Source organism: Sediminibacterium sp., assembly GCF_051861365.1.
GTDB lineage: Bacteria > Bacteroidota > Bacteroidia > Chitinophagales > Chitinophagaceae > Sediminibacterium.
Genome location: NZ_JBHYCW010000018.1, coordinates 20,338 through 37,117 on the forward strand (window position 1 = coordinate 20,338; position 16,780 = coordinate 37,117).

13 protein-coding genes are annotated in these 16,780 nt (G+C 39.7%); 8 read left to right on the plus strand and 5 right to left on the minus strand.

Annotated features, from left to right (window positions below; genetic code table 11):
• Nucleotide 1: 1 nt before the first annotated feature.
• Complete coding sequence (locus tag ACTIEV_RS09640; protein ID WP_322196171.1) at nt 2–352, minus strand: four helix bundle protein; 351 nt, start codon at nt 350–352, stop codon at nt 2–4.
• Nucleotides 353–477: 125 nt separating this feature from the next.
• The gene (locus ACTIEV_RS09645; protein ID WP_322196170.1) at nt 478–2,604 is read right to left on the minus strand and encodes a heavy metal translocating P-type ATPase; all 2,127 of its coding nucleotides are present in this window, start codon (nt 2,602–2,604) and stop codon (nt 478–480) included.
• A gap of 212 nt (nt 2,605–2,816) precedes the next feature.
• Between ACTIEV_RS09645 and tsaE the strand changes: the two genes are divergently transcribed.
• Together tsaE and ACTIEV_RS09655 are read left to right on the plus strand one after the other, a co-directional pair.
• Nucleotides 2,817–3,239, plus strand: a complete 423-nt coding sequence (tsaE, locus tag ACTIEV_RS09650) for a tRNA (adenosine(37)-N6)-threonylcarbamoyltransferase complex ATPase subunit type 1 TsaE (RefSeq protein ID WP_322196169.1) — start codon at nt 2,817–2,819, stop codon at nt 3,237–3,239.
• 90 nt (nt 3,240–3,329) lie between these two features.
• Nucleotides 3,330–4,544: an alanine dehydrogenase gene (locus ACTIEV_RS09655; protein ID WP_322196168.1), complete on the plus strand. Its 1,215-nt coding sequence runs from the start codon at nt 3,330–3,332 to the stop codon at nt 4,542–4,544.
• Here the strand turns inward: ACTIEV_RS09655 and ACTIEV_RS09660 are convergent.
• The 3 genes from ACTIEV_RS09660 to ACTIEV_RS09670 form a co-directional block, all read right to left on the minus strand.
• A complete protein-coding gene (locus ACTIEV_RS09660) occupies nt 4,541–4,765 on the minus strand; it encodes a RidA family protein (protein WP_322196188.1) in 225 nt (74 codons plus the stop codon). The two genes, ACTIEV_RS09655 and ACTIEV_RS09660, sit on opposite strands and share 4 nt — an antisense overlap.
• 9 nt (nt 4,766–4,774) lie before the next feature.
• The gene (locus ACTIEV_RS09665; RefSeq protein WP_322196167.1) at nt 4,775–4,981 is read right to left on the minus strand and encodes a hypothetical protein; all 207 of its coding nucleotides are present in this window, start codon (nt 4,979–4,981) and stop codon (nt 4,775–4,777) included.
• A gap of 141 nt (nt 4,982–5,122) precedes the next feature.
• The gene (locus ACTIEV_RS09670) at nt 5,123–6,325 is read right to left on the minus strand and encodes an anhydro-N-acetylmuramic acid kinase (RefSeq protein ID WP_322196166.1); all 1,203 of its coding nucleotides are present in this window, start codon (nt 6,323–6,325) and stop codon (nt 5,123–5,125) included.
• Nucleotides 6,326–6,433: 108 nt separating this feature from the next.
• Between ACTIEV_RS09670 and ACTIEV_RS09675 the strand changes: the two genes are divergently transcribed.
• The 6 genes from ACTIEV_RS09675 (at nt 6,434) to ACTIEV_RS09700 (ending at nt 16,763) form a co-directional block, all read left to right on the plus strand.
• The gene (locus ACTIEV_RS09675) at nt 6,434–7,177 is read left to right on the plus strand and encodes a DeoR/GlpR family DNA-binding transcription regulator (RefSeq protein WP_322196165.1); all 744 of its coding nucleotides are present in this window, start codon (nt 6,434–6,436) and stop codon (nt 7,175–7,177) included.
• 20 nt (nt 7,178–7,197) lie between these two features.
• Nucleotides 7,198–10,314 carry a SusC/RagA family TonB-linked outer membrane protein gene (locus tag ACTIEV_RS09680; protein ID WP_322196164.1) on the plus strand — a complete coding sequence of 1,039 codons (3,117 nt, stop codon included), beginning with the start codon at nt 7,198–7,200 and terminating at the stop codon, nt 10,312–10,314.
• Between the two features lie 18 nt (nt 10,315–10,332).
• Nucleotides 10,333–11,628: a RagB/SusD family nutrient uptake outer membrane protein gene (locus ACTIEV_RS09685; protein ID WP_322196163.1), complete on the plus strand. Its 1,296-nt coding sequence runs from the start codon at nt 10,333–10,335 to the stop codon at nt 11,626–11,628.
• A gap of 275 nt (nt 11,629–11,903) precedes the next feature.
• A complete protein-coding gene (locus ACTIEV_RS09690) occupies nt 11,904–15,329 on the plus strand; it encodes a hybrid sensor histidine kinase/response regulator (RefSeq protein ID WP_322196162.1) in 3,426 nt (1,141 codons plus the stop codon).
• A gap of 15 nt (nt 15,330–15,344) precedes the next feature.
• Nucleotides 15,345–16,190, plus strand: coding sequence for a CheR family methyltransferase (locus ACTIEV_RS09695; RefSeq protein ID WP_322196161.1), 846 nt, complete (start codon nt 15,345–15,347; stop codon nt 16,188–16,190).
• A gap of 3 nt (nt 16,191–16,193) precedes the next feature.
• Nucleotides 16,194–16,763, plus strand: coding sequence for a chemotaxis protein CheB (locus ACTIEV_RS09700; protein WP_322196160.1), 570 nt, complete (start codon nt 16,194–16,196; stop codon nt 16,761–16,763).
• The last annotated feature ends 17 nt before the right edge of the window (nt 16,764–16,780 follow it).

Below are 16,780 nucleotides of genomic sequence, written 5' to 3' on the forward strand. Positions count from 1 at the left end.
ATTATTTTATTAGGCCGCTTAGTAAGGCAAAACACCTATTCAAATGTAATGATAAGCTGCTAATCTGCTCTTTTCTTAAGTAAGACAAATCAAAAGTTGTTTCGATTGCAGCGTCAATTTCAATTAAAGAACCTCTGGAAATCTCAAAATATCTTTTCCTTTCGATAAGAGATATTCTCGAAGAGTCCTCTGCTATATTAAGTTTTACTGAGATAGCGGCTCTTCTAATTTGAGGTATCAGATTGAACCTTTCTTCAGGAGGAAGAAAAGAGGTTAGTATATAGCATTCTTTAACTAAAGATCTGGAAACTTTATATACTTCCAGATTCTTATGGTTTAACTGTAAAATCATTTATAAAAATGATCTAGCGAATTAAAAAAAGAACAAGCTTGTATCGGCTGAATTAAGTTTTTTAAATATCAGGTAAAAACCTATAGTAGAAATACTTACCCTTTCACCTTTGACCCTTCACTTCCTCAAGCTACTTTCTTAAAATTCAAGCGAACAGAATTCACTGCCAGCACTACGTCACTTAACCCCATTACTAAAGCGCCAAAAGTTGGATTTAGGTAACCAAGTGCTGCAACAGGAATCGCCACAATGTTATAGGCAAATGCCCAGAAAAGATTCTCTTTAATAGTAATATAGGTGTGTTTACCCAATCCAAGTGCCAGTGGTAAATTCTTCAATCCATGATTCATTAAAACCACTTGTGCACTTTGCATGGCTACTTGGGTAGAATCGCTTAATGAAATACCTACCGTTGCTTTTGCCAATGCAGGGGCATCATTAATTCCATCACCCACCATAGCTGTGGGTACTTCCTGATTGAATTGAGCAATTTTTTCAAGCTTTTGCTCAGGCGTTTGCTCTCCTATGATCACATCAATACCCAATACTTTTCCGACCTGTTCACATTTCTCTTTTTTGTCACCGCTGAGCAATATGGTTTTGATGCCTTTTTGTTTGAGTGATGTAATGACTTCTTTTGCTTCAGCTCTTATTTCATCGGCTACATCAATCCATCCTAATAACTCATTATTTCGAATGATATAAACATTGTGAGCATGATCGTTTGTAAGTGCTGCTGCGGCTTTGAAAGAACCTGCTACATAAGTATTTCCCTCTTTATCAGTCGCATGCATTCCTAATCCCTTTACTTCTTCAATTGTTGCCCATCGGATCTCTTCTTTACTCTTCCAACTTTTACTGATAGCACTGGCGATGGGGTGATTGGAATATTTTTCCAATGAAAAAGCGATTTGTCTGAATTGTTCCGGAGTGATATTATGGGCGATCATTTTTTCATCCACAATGGTAAAATGTCCTGTCGTAAGCGTACCCGTTTTATCGAATACTACTTGTTTGATACGTTTAAAGATCTCCAGACTTTTTGCATTCTTAAATAAAATACCATTACGAGCTGCTCGTCCGAGACCTACGGCAATAGCAGCCGGAGTTGCCAATCCCATGGCACAGGGACATGAAATAACAAGAACGGCAATACCTCTTAATAAACTGGCGCCAAAGCCGATATCTGTAGCGAAATAATTGATCAGTACAGTGACCACTGCAATACTCACTACTGTTGGAACAAAAATGGCACTGATTTTATCCGCCAATTGTTGCACCGGAGGTTTTTCAGATTGTGCATCCCTTACCAGTCGAAGAATATTGGAAAGTACTGTGTCTTCTCCAACTGCAGTTACATAAGCTTTGATAGTTCCGCTTTCCAGAATACTTCCTCCGATCAAGTGGTCATTCATTTTTTTGAAAACAGGGACACTTTCTCCTGATATGATCGCTTCATTGATCTGTGCTTCTCCCCATAAAATTTTACAATCCATGGGTACTTGTTCTCCACTCTTGATCAATAACAGATCTCCGACTTTTAGACTAGTACTTTCCACCGGAAAAACATGTTCCTGATGGTGGTCATCATAGGCGATCATATTCGCCATTGATTTTTGTGTAACTGCTAGTTTTTTCAGGGCTGCTTGTGTAGTTTCCACCGAGCGGTCTTCCATCCAGTTTCCTAGAAATACCAGTGTAATGATGGTAGCAGCTGTTTCATAAAATAAAAATTCTTCAGCTCTGCCAATCAATGTACCATATAAACTATACCCAAATGCTGCTACTGCACCAAGCGCAATCAAAACATTCATATTCGGGATACCCTTGAGCAGACTTTTGATGGCACTTCTGCCAAAAAAATCCATTCCAACAATAAAAACAGGAATGGTGAGCCCAAGTTGTACATAAGGGTTCATCAGAACATGAATATGTACACCAGGAATCATGTGTAGCATCAATGGGGCTGTAAATACAAAGCAGAACCAGAAACGTTGCAAGTGATTAGAGAATAAGCGCTTTGATTTTTTTGAAGAATCATCGCTGTTATCATTCTTCACCGTATATCCAAGACCGTTAATACCTTTGGCTATTGCTGTAGTAGAGCTGTTTTCAGGCAATTCAAAACTTACATCGCCTCCTATAAAATTCACTTTTACATTTTGCATTCCCTGCGATTGCAGGTATTTATTTACTGTAAGTGCACAATTGGTGCAGGTCATACCTTCCACTTTCCAATTCACTTTTTCCATAATCAATATTGTGGGGTTGAGGTTAATGAATGACAAATTTACCGAATAGCAGAAGCACGCTCTTTCGATTTGAGAAGAATATTTCTACATCATGGTTGCAAGAAAGGTGAAAACGGTTGCTTTACCATGGACTATCGACTATGGACCATGGTCGATAGTCCATGGTCCATGGTAGGAGATGTGCTTTCCCCTCTTCTTGCTAACTTTGCCCCATGGATGCAATTTTTGGATTGGCGCAGATTAAGGAGGTTGCAAAAGCGCTTTGGGCGTCTGGCAAGAAACATAAGGTATGGGCTTTTCATGCTGAAATGGGTACAGGGAAAACAACTTTTATTCATGCACTTTGTGAATACCTGGGCGTAACAGATGCGGTGGGGAGTCCCACTTTTGCCATCGTTAATCAATACCAGAGTAAAGATGCAGGTGTTGTATTCCACATGGATTGGTACCGCTTGAAAGATGAAGAAGAGGCAATTGAGGCTGGAATAGAAGATCAGTTGAATAGCGGTGATTATTGTTTAATAGAATGGCCGGAAAAAGCATCCGGACTTTTACCCGATGACAGCTTTCATGTATACCTCGAAATACTAGATCCCTCTACCCGACGTTTATACACAGATGTAACAGCTGTTTGATTCTGCATGGAATGTCCTAACTTTAATGACTGAATTTTATCAGTTATAGTAAACACTAAGATCCATTTTCCATCCAACTTATAATCTTACATGGCTACCAGTAAACCTTCTATCAGCACTTCATTTGCGTATGAAACATTGGAAGAGACCCTTGATATTAAACCTCAGGGTGCAAAATTGCATATTGGTATTCCAAAAGAGATCGCTTTTCAAGAAAATAGGATCGCACTCACACCGGATGCGGTTGGGGTTTTGATTTCGAATGGACATCAAGTGGTAGTAGAACATGGAGCAGGAGAGGGCAGCCATTATTCCGATCGTGATTATTCTGAAATGGGAGCTACCATTGTATATGAGCGAGCTGAAATTTTTAAATGCCCCATACTTGTTAAAAGTGCTCCCCCTGTTGCAGAGGATATGCCTTTGTTACAGATGAATCAAACCATTATTTCCCCCATACATCTTTCTGCATTAAGAAAAGAGTACATCGAAAAGATGATGGAAAAGAAGATTACGGCGTTGAGTTTTGAAAATTTCAAAGATGCCAGTGGTACTTATCCAATCGTAAGGAGTATGAGTGAGATTGCAGGTAGTGCGGTGATGCTGATTGCCGGACAATACCTCAGTAGTTTTAATAAAGGGAAAGGTGTTTTATTAGGCGGTATCAGTGGTATTCCTCCTACCAAAGTAGTGATTGTTGGCGCCGGTATTGTGGGTGAATTCGCAACTAGAAATGCTTTGGCATTGGGTGCTTCTGTAAAAGTGTTTGATAACAATGTGTATCGCTTGAAGCAATTACAGAATAACTTGGGACAAAGAATCTGGACCAGTGTACTAGAACCACGTATACTTTCAAAACAACTAAAAACCTGTGAAGTAGCAGTAGGGGCTTTGAGTAATGAATTTGGAAGAGCGCCGGTAGTAGTAACAGAAGAAATGGTGGCAGCTATGCGTCCGGGAAGCATTATCATTGATGTAGCGATTGATCGTGGTGGTTGTTTCGAGACTAGTGAATTAACCAGTCATCAGCATCCCACATTTGTAAAGCATGATGTTATTCACTATTGTGTACCCAATATTCCCAGTGGTTTTGCCAGAACAGCTAGTCAGGCCATCAGTAATGTACTCATGCCTTTGATTCTGGAAGTGAGCGATGAAGGGGGACTGGAAGAAATGGTATGGCATAACTTCAACCTTCGAGAAGGTATCTATATGTTCAAAGGAGCACTGACCGATTTCTATATCAGTCAAAAGTTCGATCTGAAGTTCACCGATCTGAATTTATTGATCGCTAGCCGCCGTTAATTTTTATTTTTTGGAAGATGAGCAATGACCTCGATTTCTAGTCTCGCATCGGGCATATATAGTCGACTAATCTGTACCCATGTAGCCGCAGGATAATCTCCTTTATACATTTCTTTTCTGGCTTCATTATGGGTTTTCATAGCCTCGATATCGGTTGTGTACAGATTCTCTTTTACTACATTTTGTAAAGTAGCACCGAATGCAGCGAGACTTCTTTCAATGGTTTGATACTATCTTTCAATAGATGCCGGTGTAATATCACGCGCAACAGTTCCGGAAACATAGATCACATTATCCACTTTCAATGCCTGAGCATAACCGGCGCTGGTATCTTGTTCTGCACCAAAATGAAATTTCTTTTTTTCAATGGCATTATTTGTTTGCGCAGTAACGACAGTGCCTTTCAAAAGCAGGAATACTATAAATATTGCTTTCATACTTTTCGTTTTCGTAAAACTAGGAAGACCAGAAATTACAATCATGTGAAATAGGATAAAGCGTTCTGTAGCATGTTGGATGGCAAATCATACCATCCAATCATTTGCATTGTTGAAAAAATAAGTTCAATAATTCATCTGCTAAGCCGGAAAACTGATCTTGCCCATGCTAACCGCAGGAATTCCATTTCTACCGGCACCAAGGGCTACTTGTCCACCGGCTACCGCTTCATTGGCAAGGATAGCAAATAATACTGCTTCTTTAGCATCAGGATTTACTTCCAATTCTGCAGTGTCTCTGAATGTAATACCGGGTAACTGCTCATGAATATGTTCCATGAGTAAGGGGTTATGCATACCACCACCACTGGTGTAAACCACAAAATCAGTTCTATTGGTCATACATCTATGTAATGCATCTACAATCATGTCTGCAGAGAATCGATTGAGCGTTGCCATGATATCTCCATGTGAAAGATTACTCGTATCAGTTTTTTGCATGGCAACATTGAGATAATCCAAATTGAACAATTCCGGTCCGATGGTTTTCGGAAAATCATTGGTGAAAAATTCATTGTCTTTCAAAGCTTGTAATAAAGCTCCATGTATTTTTCCTTGTCTTGCGATGGCGGCGTTTTCATCAAAATACTTTCCGGGGAAATGTGCTTGCATATAAGCATCCATCAATGTGTTTCCGGTACCCACATCAGTACTGAATACTTCTGCTACATCTAGTCCTGAAGGGAGATAAGTAAAATTGGCAATACCGCCAATGTTCAACATGATGCGATTTTCTTTTCGACTACTAAAAATCAAATAGTCACCATACACCGCTAATGGTGCACCTTCTCCACCTGCCGCAACATGTTTCTGTCTGAAGTCGCTAAGGGTAATGATGCCAGTTTTGACAGCAATATGATCTCCATCACCAATCTGTAAAGTAGCGTTATCAAACTCATCATCCGGGTGTAATAACTTAGGAGCATGATAAATAGTTTGTCCGTGACTGGCGATCAAGTCCACTGAAGTGGGATCTATGTCCCATCTTTTCAAACAACTCAAAATAATAGAGGCATGTTCTGTTCCTACCCATGCATTCAGCAGACAAACTTTTTCCAGATCAACATTTCGTTTTGAAAAAACCGACTTGATATGGTCTTTGAAGCTTTTCTCATACACTACGGTCTCAAATGCCAGTAATTGCACGTTTGTTTGGGTTCCTTGTCCGGATATGCGACATAAAGCCACATCTAATCCATCTACTGAAGTGCCGCTCATTAAGCCAATGATGACCCTTTCAGGCTTTTTTGCGATGGTATACAATGCAGAAATATTCGGATTCATGACTTTAAATTAGACTTAAAAACGCATCATTGTGCAATTACTTGCAAAAAATATTTGGAAATACGCAATTCCCCGCATTAATTTTAAGGGAACTTATTTATTGCTGCTATGCTGAAAACTGAAAGACAGGCTTATATCTTACGCCAAATAGACTTACATAATCGTATACTATCCTCTGATCTCAGCAGTGAAATCAATGTGTCTGAAGATACGATTCGCCGCGACTTGAATGAGCTTGCGGACATGGATAAAATCATCAAAGTACATGGTGGTGCTTTGTCTAAATCTTTTCACAGTTCCTTTTTAAAATCAGATGTCTACAAGGCAGACAGTAAAAGAGTTATTGCCAGTAAAGCGGTTTCATTGATCCGGAATAATATGTTTATACTTACAACAGGGGGAACCACTGTTATTGAAATGGCGCGTTTATTACCTTCTGATTTGAATGCTACTTTTTTCACCGGTAGTATTCCGGCTGCACATGAGTATGCACAACATCCGAATATTGAAGTAATTTTTTTAGGGGATAAAATTTCTAAAAGTTCACAGATCGCTGTAGGAGGTGAAGCCATTTCCAAAATTGCAGGAATTAAAGCTGACCTCTGTATTATGGGTATCAATGCTATTGATGAAACGGGTATTACAGACAATGATTGGGAAGTGATACAAGTGAAAAAAGCTATGATACAAGCTGCCGAAAAAACAGTGATACTATCCATTTTTGAAAAGCTGAATACACATCAACGATTGACGATATGCGGGCTGGATGAAATCGATACGATTATCACAGAACTCGATCCATCGAATCCTGTATTTGAACCTTATAAGAAACAAGGCATTACTATTTTGTAATTATCTATAAACGCTGAAATATGAAAATGAAACCGCTCTTGAAGCCGGTCTTACTGAAAACAGCTTTCTTGCTGCTGTTGACAAGTTTGATTACGGCTGCGGGTATTGCGCAAGTTCGCGTATCCGGTAAAGTAACTGCAAAAGGAGGGGCTGCTGTGGAAGCGGCTTCCGTATTCATCAGGGAAAATAATGTAGGTGCCGCTACAGACAACAATGGTACTTTTAGTTTCTCTGCTTCTTTAAAACCCGGTAGCTATACACTGGTATTTTCCGGTACCGGCTACAAAACACAACAAGCTTCATTCACCGTAACAGCAGGTAACAATAGTTATACGCTGAATGCTGAATTAGCAGAAGATGTTTCCAAATTAGATGAAGTGATTGTTACCGGTAACTCACAAGGTACCACTCGTCGTCAGTTGGGTAGCTATATCAGTTCTGTAAGTGCCGAAGACCTGAACAAAGGCGCTACCGGAAATGTGCTGGCGGCATTACAAGGTAAAACTGCCGGTGCACAGATCTCGCAAAACTCAGGTGATCCTGCTGGTGGTATCTCTGTTCGCTTGCGTGGTATCAGTTCTATTTCTTCATCATCAGAACCTTTATATATCATTGATGGAGTGATTGTGAACAATGCTACCAACCGTGTTACCAACACCTCCGGTAACTACGATGGTGGAAACTTTGTAGGAAGCATTGGTCAAAGCCGATTGGTGGATATCAATCCAAATGATATTGAAAGAATTGAAGTACTGAATGGTGCTGCTGCCGCTGCTATCTATGGTAGCCGAGCGAATGCCGGTGTGGTTCAGATCTTTACCAAAAAAGGTAAAAGCGGTGCTCCTTCTGTTAGCTTCTCTACCAACTTTACAACCAGTAGTCTGCGTAAGAAATTAGATGTGAACCAGGCACCCACCAAGTTTGGTGGTCCAACAGATGGTCCGGGTGCTTTGACACAGGATATTCTGATCCCTGCACAAACAACTACTACTCCTGTTACTCGTTATGATTATCAAGATTATATTTTCCGTAATGCCAATGGTACTGATAATAATATTTCTATCAGTGGTGGAACTGATAAAACGAAATATTACATTTCGGGTTCTTATTTCTACAATCAAGGTATTGTGAGAAATACAGATTTCCAACGTTATAGCTTCCGCAGTAATATCGATCAGGTATTGAATAAATGGGCCAGCTTCAATTTAGGGTTGAACTATATCAATAGTACAGCCAATGAAAAGCCTGATGGTAACTCTTTCTTCTCTCCCATGAACTCTGTTACCATCATTGGTAATTTCCACGATATCTGGACCAGAGATGCTTTGGGAAATATTCGTGCAGTAGGTGAGCGTGGTCGCGCCAATCCGGTATCTGTGATTGAAGATATCAAGCAGCGTCAAACCACGAATCGTTTGATTGCGAATTTGGGATTGAAACTGCGTCCGATCACCGGATTAACCGTTGACTATACTATGGGTATTGATAATTATGCCCAGAATGGTACCACTTATATTCCTCCATTCGCATACAATGTGAGCACAGCATTCTTTGGAGGTGGTCCGGCATTGGATCCTACACAAAATGGTTATTCAAGTGCAGCGAATAATAATTTCTTTGCCATCAACCATGATCTGAATGCTACCTATTCAAGAAATATCACGAACAATATCAATTCAGTTACACAAGTTGGATTCTCTCAACAGTACGAGAAAAATAATTTCTCTCTTTTACAGGGAAGAGGTCTTGCTCCCTTCGTGCAAACTGTAAATGGTGCCAGTACTAGATTGGATCCTGTTGATGAAAGAAGTGAGTTGTCTATCTCAGGTGCTTACGTTCAGCAAAATTTCAAATATCGCAATCAGTTCTTTGTAACAGGTGCGATACGTGTGGATGGATCATCTGTGTTTGGTAAAAACCAACGTAATCAAACTTATTACAAAGCGAGTGGTAGCTATGTGATATCAGGAGCTGATTTCTGGGCCAATTCCGGTGTTGCTAAATGGTGGGATTTGTTCAAAGTTCGTTTGGCATATGGTGAAAGCGGAAACCTGACAGGTATCGGTGCTTACTCTAGATTCAACACTTACAGTTCATCCTCTTATTTAGGAAGAACAGCATTGAACTCTAGTGGTACACTGGCAAATGAAAATGTAAAACCTGAAAGACAACAAGAAACCGAATTAGGTTTTGATCTTGCTTTCTTGAATAACAGAGTAGGATTAACCGTAAACATTTACAACAAGAAAGTAACAGACCTGTTGATCAATCGCTTCATCGCGCCAACATCCGGTTTCAGTAGCTTGCTGGATAATTTTGGATCATTAGAGAATAAAGGTTTTGAAATCGTATTGACCGGTAATCCAATCGCTAAAAAAGATTTCAACTGGAACATTACCGGTATTTTCAATCACAACAGAAATAAAGCAGTTCGTATCGGACAAGCATTAACACTGTTGAGTACGAATGCAGGTGCACCGGTTGCTATCATTGAAGGTCAGCCGGTAGGTGTATTCTACGGAACTTTCTTTGCACGTAATCCGGATGGAAGTGAAGTAAAAAACGCAGGTGGTATTCCTCAAACAGAAAGAGGTGTTCAAAACAGTGCATTGGTATTTACGCCGGGAAGAACCGCAGGGTTGCCTAGTGGTGCTGTGTTGCGTAAAGTAATTGGTGATCCAAATCCTGATTATACCACAAGTCTAGTGAATGAGTTTACCTACAAGAGATTGAGCTTACGTGTTCAAATCGATGCGGTACAAGGTGTAGATGTATTCAATGCCGACTTCCGTACTCGTCAGGGTGTAGGTAATGGTAAGATTGCAGAACAGGAACATCGTGGTCAATTACCTCGCGGTTATATCAGTGGTATTTATGCAATTGAAGAATGGAGAATTGATAATGGTAGTTATACCAAGTTGCGTGAATTATCGCTCAGTTATAATTTCGGAAAAGTAAAAGGATTCAGTGACCTGAGTATCAATTTCAGTGGCCGCAACTTAATCAGTTGGGACAATTACAAAGGATATGATCCTGAAGTAAATGCTGGTGGACAAAGTACCATTCTGCGTGGAATTGATTTTGGTGCAGTGCCTATTCCAAGAACTTTCAGTTTTGGTATTCAGGCTAAATTTTAATCCTCAAAAATTACTTGTATGAAAAAGAGTATTCAAACATCATTATATACAGGTCTGGCAGCACTGCTTCTGACAACAGCGGGTTGCAAAAAAGACTTTAATAATCCGAATGCCGCTACTTCGGATCAGGTTTTTAGTTCGGCGAAAGGTTTGGCTGGTGTGGTGGTAGGTTTACAAAGAACCTATGCTTCAAATGTTGCATATGGTATGTCTGATGCAACCGGACTTATCACCAACGAAACCATTTTGATGAACCCGGGTAACGTTTCTGAATTTCAATTCAGTACCGGTGGTGCGGCTGTAGATGGTACCAATGCCTTATTGGGTAATGTGTGGAGTTCTGCAAATAAAATCATCTTTGATGCCAATAATGTAATTAATGCTGCCGCAAAGCTTACTGATAAAGGATATGCGAGTGGATTGATCGGTTATGCCAGTATTTATAAAGCCCTTTCATTAGGAGCATTATCTAGTTATTGGGAAAAAGTACCGGATACCGTTGGAACGGCCACCACTACATTCTCTGACAGAAATGTTGGTTTTGCAAGAGCGATTGCAGCAATCGATAAAGCACTAGCAATGATCAGTGCCAATGCAATTTCTGCTTCCTTTGCAGCAGATGTTCCGGTTGGTGTAGACATCGTAAATACATTGAATGCATTGAAAGCGCGTTATTCATTGTTTGCGGGTAACTATGCAGCAGCTTTACAAGCAGCGAATGCAGTAGACCTCACAAAGCGTTCAACCATGAATTTCGAAGCGGCCAACCCAAATCCGATCTTCAACTTTGTAACGTCTACCAATAATGTGTACCAGCCGGTTGATTCTACACTAGGTTTACCTGCGGCTATTGCACCGGATCTGGCAGACAAGCGTATTCCATTTTATACCGTTATTAATGCCACCATCAATCCACGTTTCAGATTGAATGGATTCTGGAATACCCCAACAACAGCAATACCCTTGTATTTCCCCGGTGAGATCATGCTGATCAAAGCCGAGTGTTATGCTCGTCAGGGAACACCTGATCTGGTGAATGGTAATATTGAACTGAATAGAGTGGTTACTAAAAGAGCAGCCAATGATGTATTGGGTATCGGTGCGGATCTTGCACCGGTTGCTCTTGCTACGGTTAATGATTTGTTGACACAGATCTATCGCAATCGTTGTATCGAATTATACCTGTCTGGTATGAAGCTAGAAGACATGCGTCGTTTCGGTAGACCTACCGCTGAGAGAAAGAGAAACTTTTTCCCTTATCCTTTCCGTGAGCGTGACAGTAACCCGAATACCCCAGCAGATCCTGCTTTCTAAATTATTCAAATATGGATCTGAAGAGGCTGTATCAAAAGTTTGATACAGCCTCTTTTTGCAATAGGCCATAGACTATAGTCCATGGTCCAACGATCACAAGCCATAACCCAAATTTCAAGGTGGTAACTTTATTTTGAGACACCCATATCTTTTACTATAGACTATGGACCATAAGCCACAACCCATCAAACGAAGCTCAAGGTTCTTATCTTATTGTGGGGCATTGAGTATCATTTATTTACCTATCTTACAAGTCATTTAAAAGCCGATATCAAATGATTCGTTCCCTGCCCCTCAGACTGTATTCCGGTTTAGGTATTGCAGTTTTACTCGTATTTCTAGTAGGTTTTATCACTATTGATTCTCTGGAAAAACAAGCCAAACAAGCAGATCAGGTTCGCCATACCAATCAGGCCATTACATATGTCAGAGATATACGTTTTTCTGTGACTCAAATCAGGGGGGGAAGAAGGACTTACTGGGTAACCAGCGATCCAAAAGATATGGATGCCTATGAGAAAGGGGTCACATTTATTCCCAACCGAATGATCGATCTAAGAGAACTTGTAAAAGACAATGCGCCACAAGTAGCCAATATCATGCGGCTGGACTCTCTCATTACGGATTTATTGCGGTATTGGAGAACAGACGGAATGATTTTTCCTAATATGGCTACCGAGTCTTTTAAAAAAATAATTCTAGAAGAAGAAGGGAGATTCAATAAAATCTATCAACAGATTGAAAAGGTGAAAATTGAGGAAGAAGATTTGTTAGCAGAAAGAGAAGCAGTCGTACTTTCTTACAATGAAAGAACCAAACTCATACTATATATTGGGATAAGTGTATTACTGATTGTAGTATTACTCTTGATTAATGCAGTCATCCAAACATTGAAAAGTCGATATAAAGCTGGATTAAAACTACAGGCTACACTTGAAGAAACAGAGAAAGCCAGTATCATCGCACAGGAAAAAAACTGGGTTTTGGAGGGTATGAGTTATATCAATAACCGCTTACAAGTAGTAGACAGTTCAGGAGAATTAGCCCATCGTATTATTACCGCCATGGTTCAATACCTAGAAGTACATGCAGGTGTAATCTATTTTGTAGATCCCAAAGCCGAACAATTGGTGACGGTTGCTTCAGTAGCCGTCAGCTCCTCTTCTAAAAAATCATTTGTGATTGGAGAGGGAGTGGTAGGTAATGCTGCTTTATCTAAAACCGTTACCGTCATCAAAAATATTCCACCTGATTATTGGAAAGTAGATTCTTCACTCGGACAAGTGAGTGGTAATGGAGAAATAGCTTGTGTGCCTTTATGGATGAATGAAGAACTAAAAGGATTGATAGAACTGGGTTGTTTTACCCAATTTACAGAGTTGCAAATTTCTTTATTAAAAAGCATTTCTGATATTCTTTCTGCAGCTATTAATTCTTACCAGTCCAGAGATAGGATCAATCAACTGCTGGATGAATTACAGGAGCAGAAAGAAGCTTTACTGGAACAACAGGAGGAACTGCGTCAAACCAATGATGAACTCAGCAGACAAGCAGAAGAGTTACAAGCTTCAGAAGAAGAACTGAAAACACAGGAAGAAGAGTTAAAGCAGATCAACGTAGAATTGAAAGAAAGAAATGAAGCCATCGAAAATGCCCGACAAGCACTCACACTAAAAGCCAAAGAGCTGGAGATGACGAGTCGCTATAAGTCTGAATTCCTCGCCAATATGTCGCATGAACTGCGTACTCCATTGAACAGTGTGTTGATACTTGCAAAACTACTGGCGGATAACAATACCCAAAATCTGAATACGAAACAGATTGAATATGCGAATATCATTTATAAATCAGGAAATGATTTATTGCAATTGATCAATGATATTTTGGATCTGTCTAAAATCGAATCCGGAAAAATTGATCTGCTGATTGAGGATGTACCTATACGATCATTGGTCACAGATATTCAACAATTATTTTCGGTAGTTGCATTAGAGAAAAATATCAATTTACAGATTGAACAGCAGCAAGATATTCCAGCTCAGATTCATACGGATAAACAACGATTATTTCAGGTGATCAAAAACCTGCTTTCTAACGCATTCAAATTTACTCCCGGTGGTGGTAAGATCACCGTTGATTTCCGATCCGTTCCCGGTAGAACAGCTGAAATGGCCATTCGTGTTATCGATACAGGTATCGGTATAGCACCGGAAAAACAAAAACTTATTTTTGAAGCCTTTCAACAGGCAGATGGTTCAACGAGCAGAAAATATGGAGGTACAGGTCTCGGACTTTCTATTAGTAGGGAATTGATACGTTTGTTGGGTGGATCTATCGAAGTAAAAAGTGAAGTCAATAAAGGAAGTGAATTCACTATCTATATTCCTTATCAATATGTACCTGTCATACAACCGCAACAAGAATTTGTAGAATTAGCTGCACTCTCTGATGATCATGACGCGATCAGTATTTTACCTTTTGAAAATATTCGAGAGCAAGATAAAGTGCCGGACGATAGGCATCAACTTGCAGCTGGTGAAAAGCTGATGCTGATTATTGAAGACGATGTGAATTTTGCTACAATTATCCGTGACTATGCGCGGCACAAGGGATATAAGGTTGTGATTGCGTTGGGAGGTGATGAAGGATTGTATTATGCTAGGAGATATAAACCGAATGCCATCATACTGGATATTCAGTTGCCGGTAATGGATGGTTGGACGATCCTGAAACAGATCAGAGCGGATGAGTCTATCAAACATATACCTGTGCACATTATTTCGGCTATTGATGATAATCGATTTAAGCAGGAAGATATCATGGCATATCTTAAAAAACCCATAGATGCCAACTCGCTTGAAAAAGCTTTCCAAATGCTAGGAGAGCACATTCGGAAAAGCTTAAAACAGATATTGATTGTCTCTGCTGTTCATTTTGAAGAACAGGATTTACACCAACTGGCGAGTGAAAAAGACTACAAACTACATTTTGAACAGGTATTGGATATTGATACGGCAAGAAAAAATATTAGTGAACTCAATTATGATTGTATCATTATTCATATTGGAGGCTCCATTCAACTACAAGAAGCTAAACAGATCAGTCAGTTTGTAGTGGGTCAAAAAATTCCTATTATCATTCATCTGGATGATGATATCAATCAGGCTGATGAGATGGAGTATCGGAAAATTTCCGGAATCATTATCCGGAGTGCCGTGAATGCCAGTACTCGATTATTGGATGAGTTGGAATTATTCCTGCACAAAATGCAAAAGTCTGATAAGAAAACCGAATCGGGAATGAATGTTTCGGTATTGAATGATCAGAGTTTGTTGAATAAAACAGTATTGGTAGTGGATGATGATATGCGTAATGTATTTGCCTTGAGTGCCGTGCTGGAATCGAATAAAATGCAGGTTTTAACAGCTAGTGATGGGAGGGAAGCATTGGAGCAGCTCAAAAAATTCCCAGATACACATATTGTACTGATGGATATCATGATGCCTGAAATGGATGGGTATGAAGCGATGCAGCGAATCCGAAAAGATTTGAAAATGATGGAGCTGCCCATTATTGCGCTTACTGCAAAAGCCATGGTCGGTGATCGAGAAAAATGTATCACCGCAGGTGCTTCGGATTATATTACCAAACCTGTAGATATGCAAAAATTGTTATCACTCATGAGAGTTTGGTTAACCTGATGATATGATGTGTATATGAACAATGTGATCGGACTCAACCCCAAACCGCAACTTAGTACCCAAGCTTTTGAACAACTGCTTCATCTGCTGCACCATGTATATGGGTATGATTTTTCAGGATATTCAAAAGCTTCCTTGCTACGACGTATCTATAAATTTATGGATGTGCAAGGGGTCACTGATGGGCAACAACTCATACAACTGTTAGCAGGCGACACTTCTGTTTTTCATTCCTTTCTTGAAACCATTACGGTGAATGTGACCGAGATGTTTAGAGATCCCGGTTTTTATAAATCTATTCGCGAAAAAGTACTACCCGTATTGGCCACCTATCCACAGATCAATATCTGGCATGCAGGATGTTCAACAGGCGAAGAAGTGTTTTCTTTGTGTATCCTGCTGTATGAAGCTGGATTGTTGCATCGGACGCGCATTTATGCTACAGATATCAATGCCTCTTATCTTGAAAAAGCGAGAACAGGTGTGTTACCTATGACACATATGCGCGAGTATACACTTAATTACCAGCAATCAGGTTGTACAGGTGATTTTTCAGATTATTATACTGCTTTATATGATCATGTACTGATTCATCGAGAAATCAGAGAGCGAGTAGTATTTCTTCAACATAATCTGGTCACGGACCGATCATTTAATGAATTCCAACTCATACTTTGTAGAAATGTCATGATCTATTTCAATAAACAATTGCAGAATAAAGTTTTGAAATTGTTTCATGAGAGTTTATCCTCATTAGGGTTTATTGGATTGGGGATGAAAGAGAGTCTATTATTTTCCGAATACAGATCTAAATACTCAGTTGTAGATGGTAGTGTCAAAATTTTCAGGAAAAAAAGCTAAATGATGTCATCACCTAGATATGATATGATTGTCATTGGTGGTTCAGCGGGAAGCATTCCTGTATGCATCTCTTTGCTTAAAGCACTAACCCATAATCAACATATTCCGGTAGTATTGATTATCCATCGAATGCGTAATGTGGTTAGTCAGTTGGATAAATTATTAACACGTGAGGCAGGTTCTGTAAAAATTACGGAACCTGAGGATAAACAAGCGATTACCAAAGGAAAGATATATTTGGCTCCCCAGAATTATCATTTACTCTTTGAAGAAGATCATAGCTTCAGTCTCGATTATTCTGATGCTGTTCATTATAGTCGGCCTTCTATTGATGTGAGTTTTGAGAGTGCAGGTAGAGCTTATGGGAATAGGGTATTAGCCATATTATTAAGTGGTGCCAATGCCGATGGAGCGGAAGGCTTATCTTACTTATCAGATATCGGAGCAGATTGTATTGTGCAAGATCCTAACTCCGCTCAATATCCAACTATGCCTTCTTCAGCGATCGCTTTAGAGAAAAATATTCGCATCATGACTGAAGCGGAGATGATTACTTTCTTACAGGAATTATAATTAAATTGCTGCTACCC

Coding starts and splice junctions, on each gene's coding strand:
- ACTIEV_RS09640 (WP_322196171.1), bottom strand. CDS start 352: ATGATTTTACAGTTAAACCATAAGAATCTGGAAGTATATAAAGTTTCC.
- ACTIEV_RS09645 (WP_322196170.1), bottom strand. CDS start 2,604: ATGGAAAAAGTGAATTGGAAAGTGGAAGGTATGACCTGCACCAATTGT.
- tsaE (WP_322196169.1), top strand. CDS start 2,817: ATGGATGCAATTTTTGGATTGGCGCAGATTAAGGAGGTTGCAAAAGCG.
- ACTIEV_RS09655 (WP_322196168.1), top strand. CDS start 3,330: ATGGCTACCAGTAAACCTTCTATCAGCACTTCATTTGCGTATGAAACA.
- ACTIEV_RS09665 (WP_322196167.1), bottom strand. CDS start 4,981: ATGAAAGCAATATTTATAGTATTCCTGCTTTTGAAAGGCACTGTCGTT.
- ACTIEV_RS09670 (WP_322196166.1), bottom strand. CDS start 6,325: ATGAATCCGAATATTTCTGCATTGTATACCATCGCAAAAAAGCCTGAA.
- ACTIEV_RS09675 (WP_322196165.1), top strand. CDS start 6,434: ATGCTGAAAACTGAAAGACAGGCTTATATCTTACGCCAAATAGACTTA.
- ACTIEV_RS09680 (WP_322196164.1), top strand. CDS start 7,198: ATGAAAATGAAACCGCTCTTGAAGCCGGTCTTACTGAAAACAGCTTTC.
- ACTIEV_RS09685 (WP_322196163.1), top strand. CDS start 10,333: ATGAAAAAGAGTATTCAAACATCATTATATACAGGTCTGGCAGCACTG.
- ACTIEV_RS09690 (WP_322196162.1), top strand. CDS start 11,904: ATGATTCGTTCCCTGCCCCTCAGACTGTATTCCGGTTTAGGTATTGCA.
- ACTIEV_RS09695 (WP_322196161.1), top strand. CDS start 15,345: ATGAACAATGTGATCGGACTCAACCCCAAACCGCAACTTAGTACCCAA.
- ACTIEV_RS09700 (WP_322196160.1), top strand. CDS start 16,194: ATGTCATCACCTAGATATGATATGATTGTCATTGGTGGTTCAGCGGGA.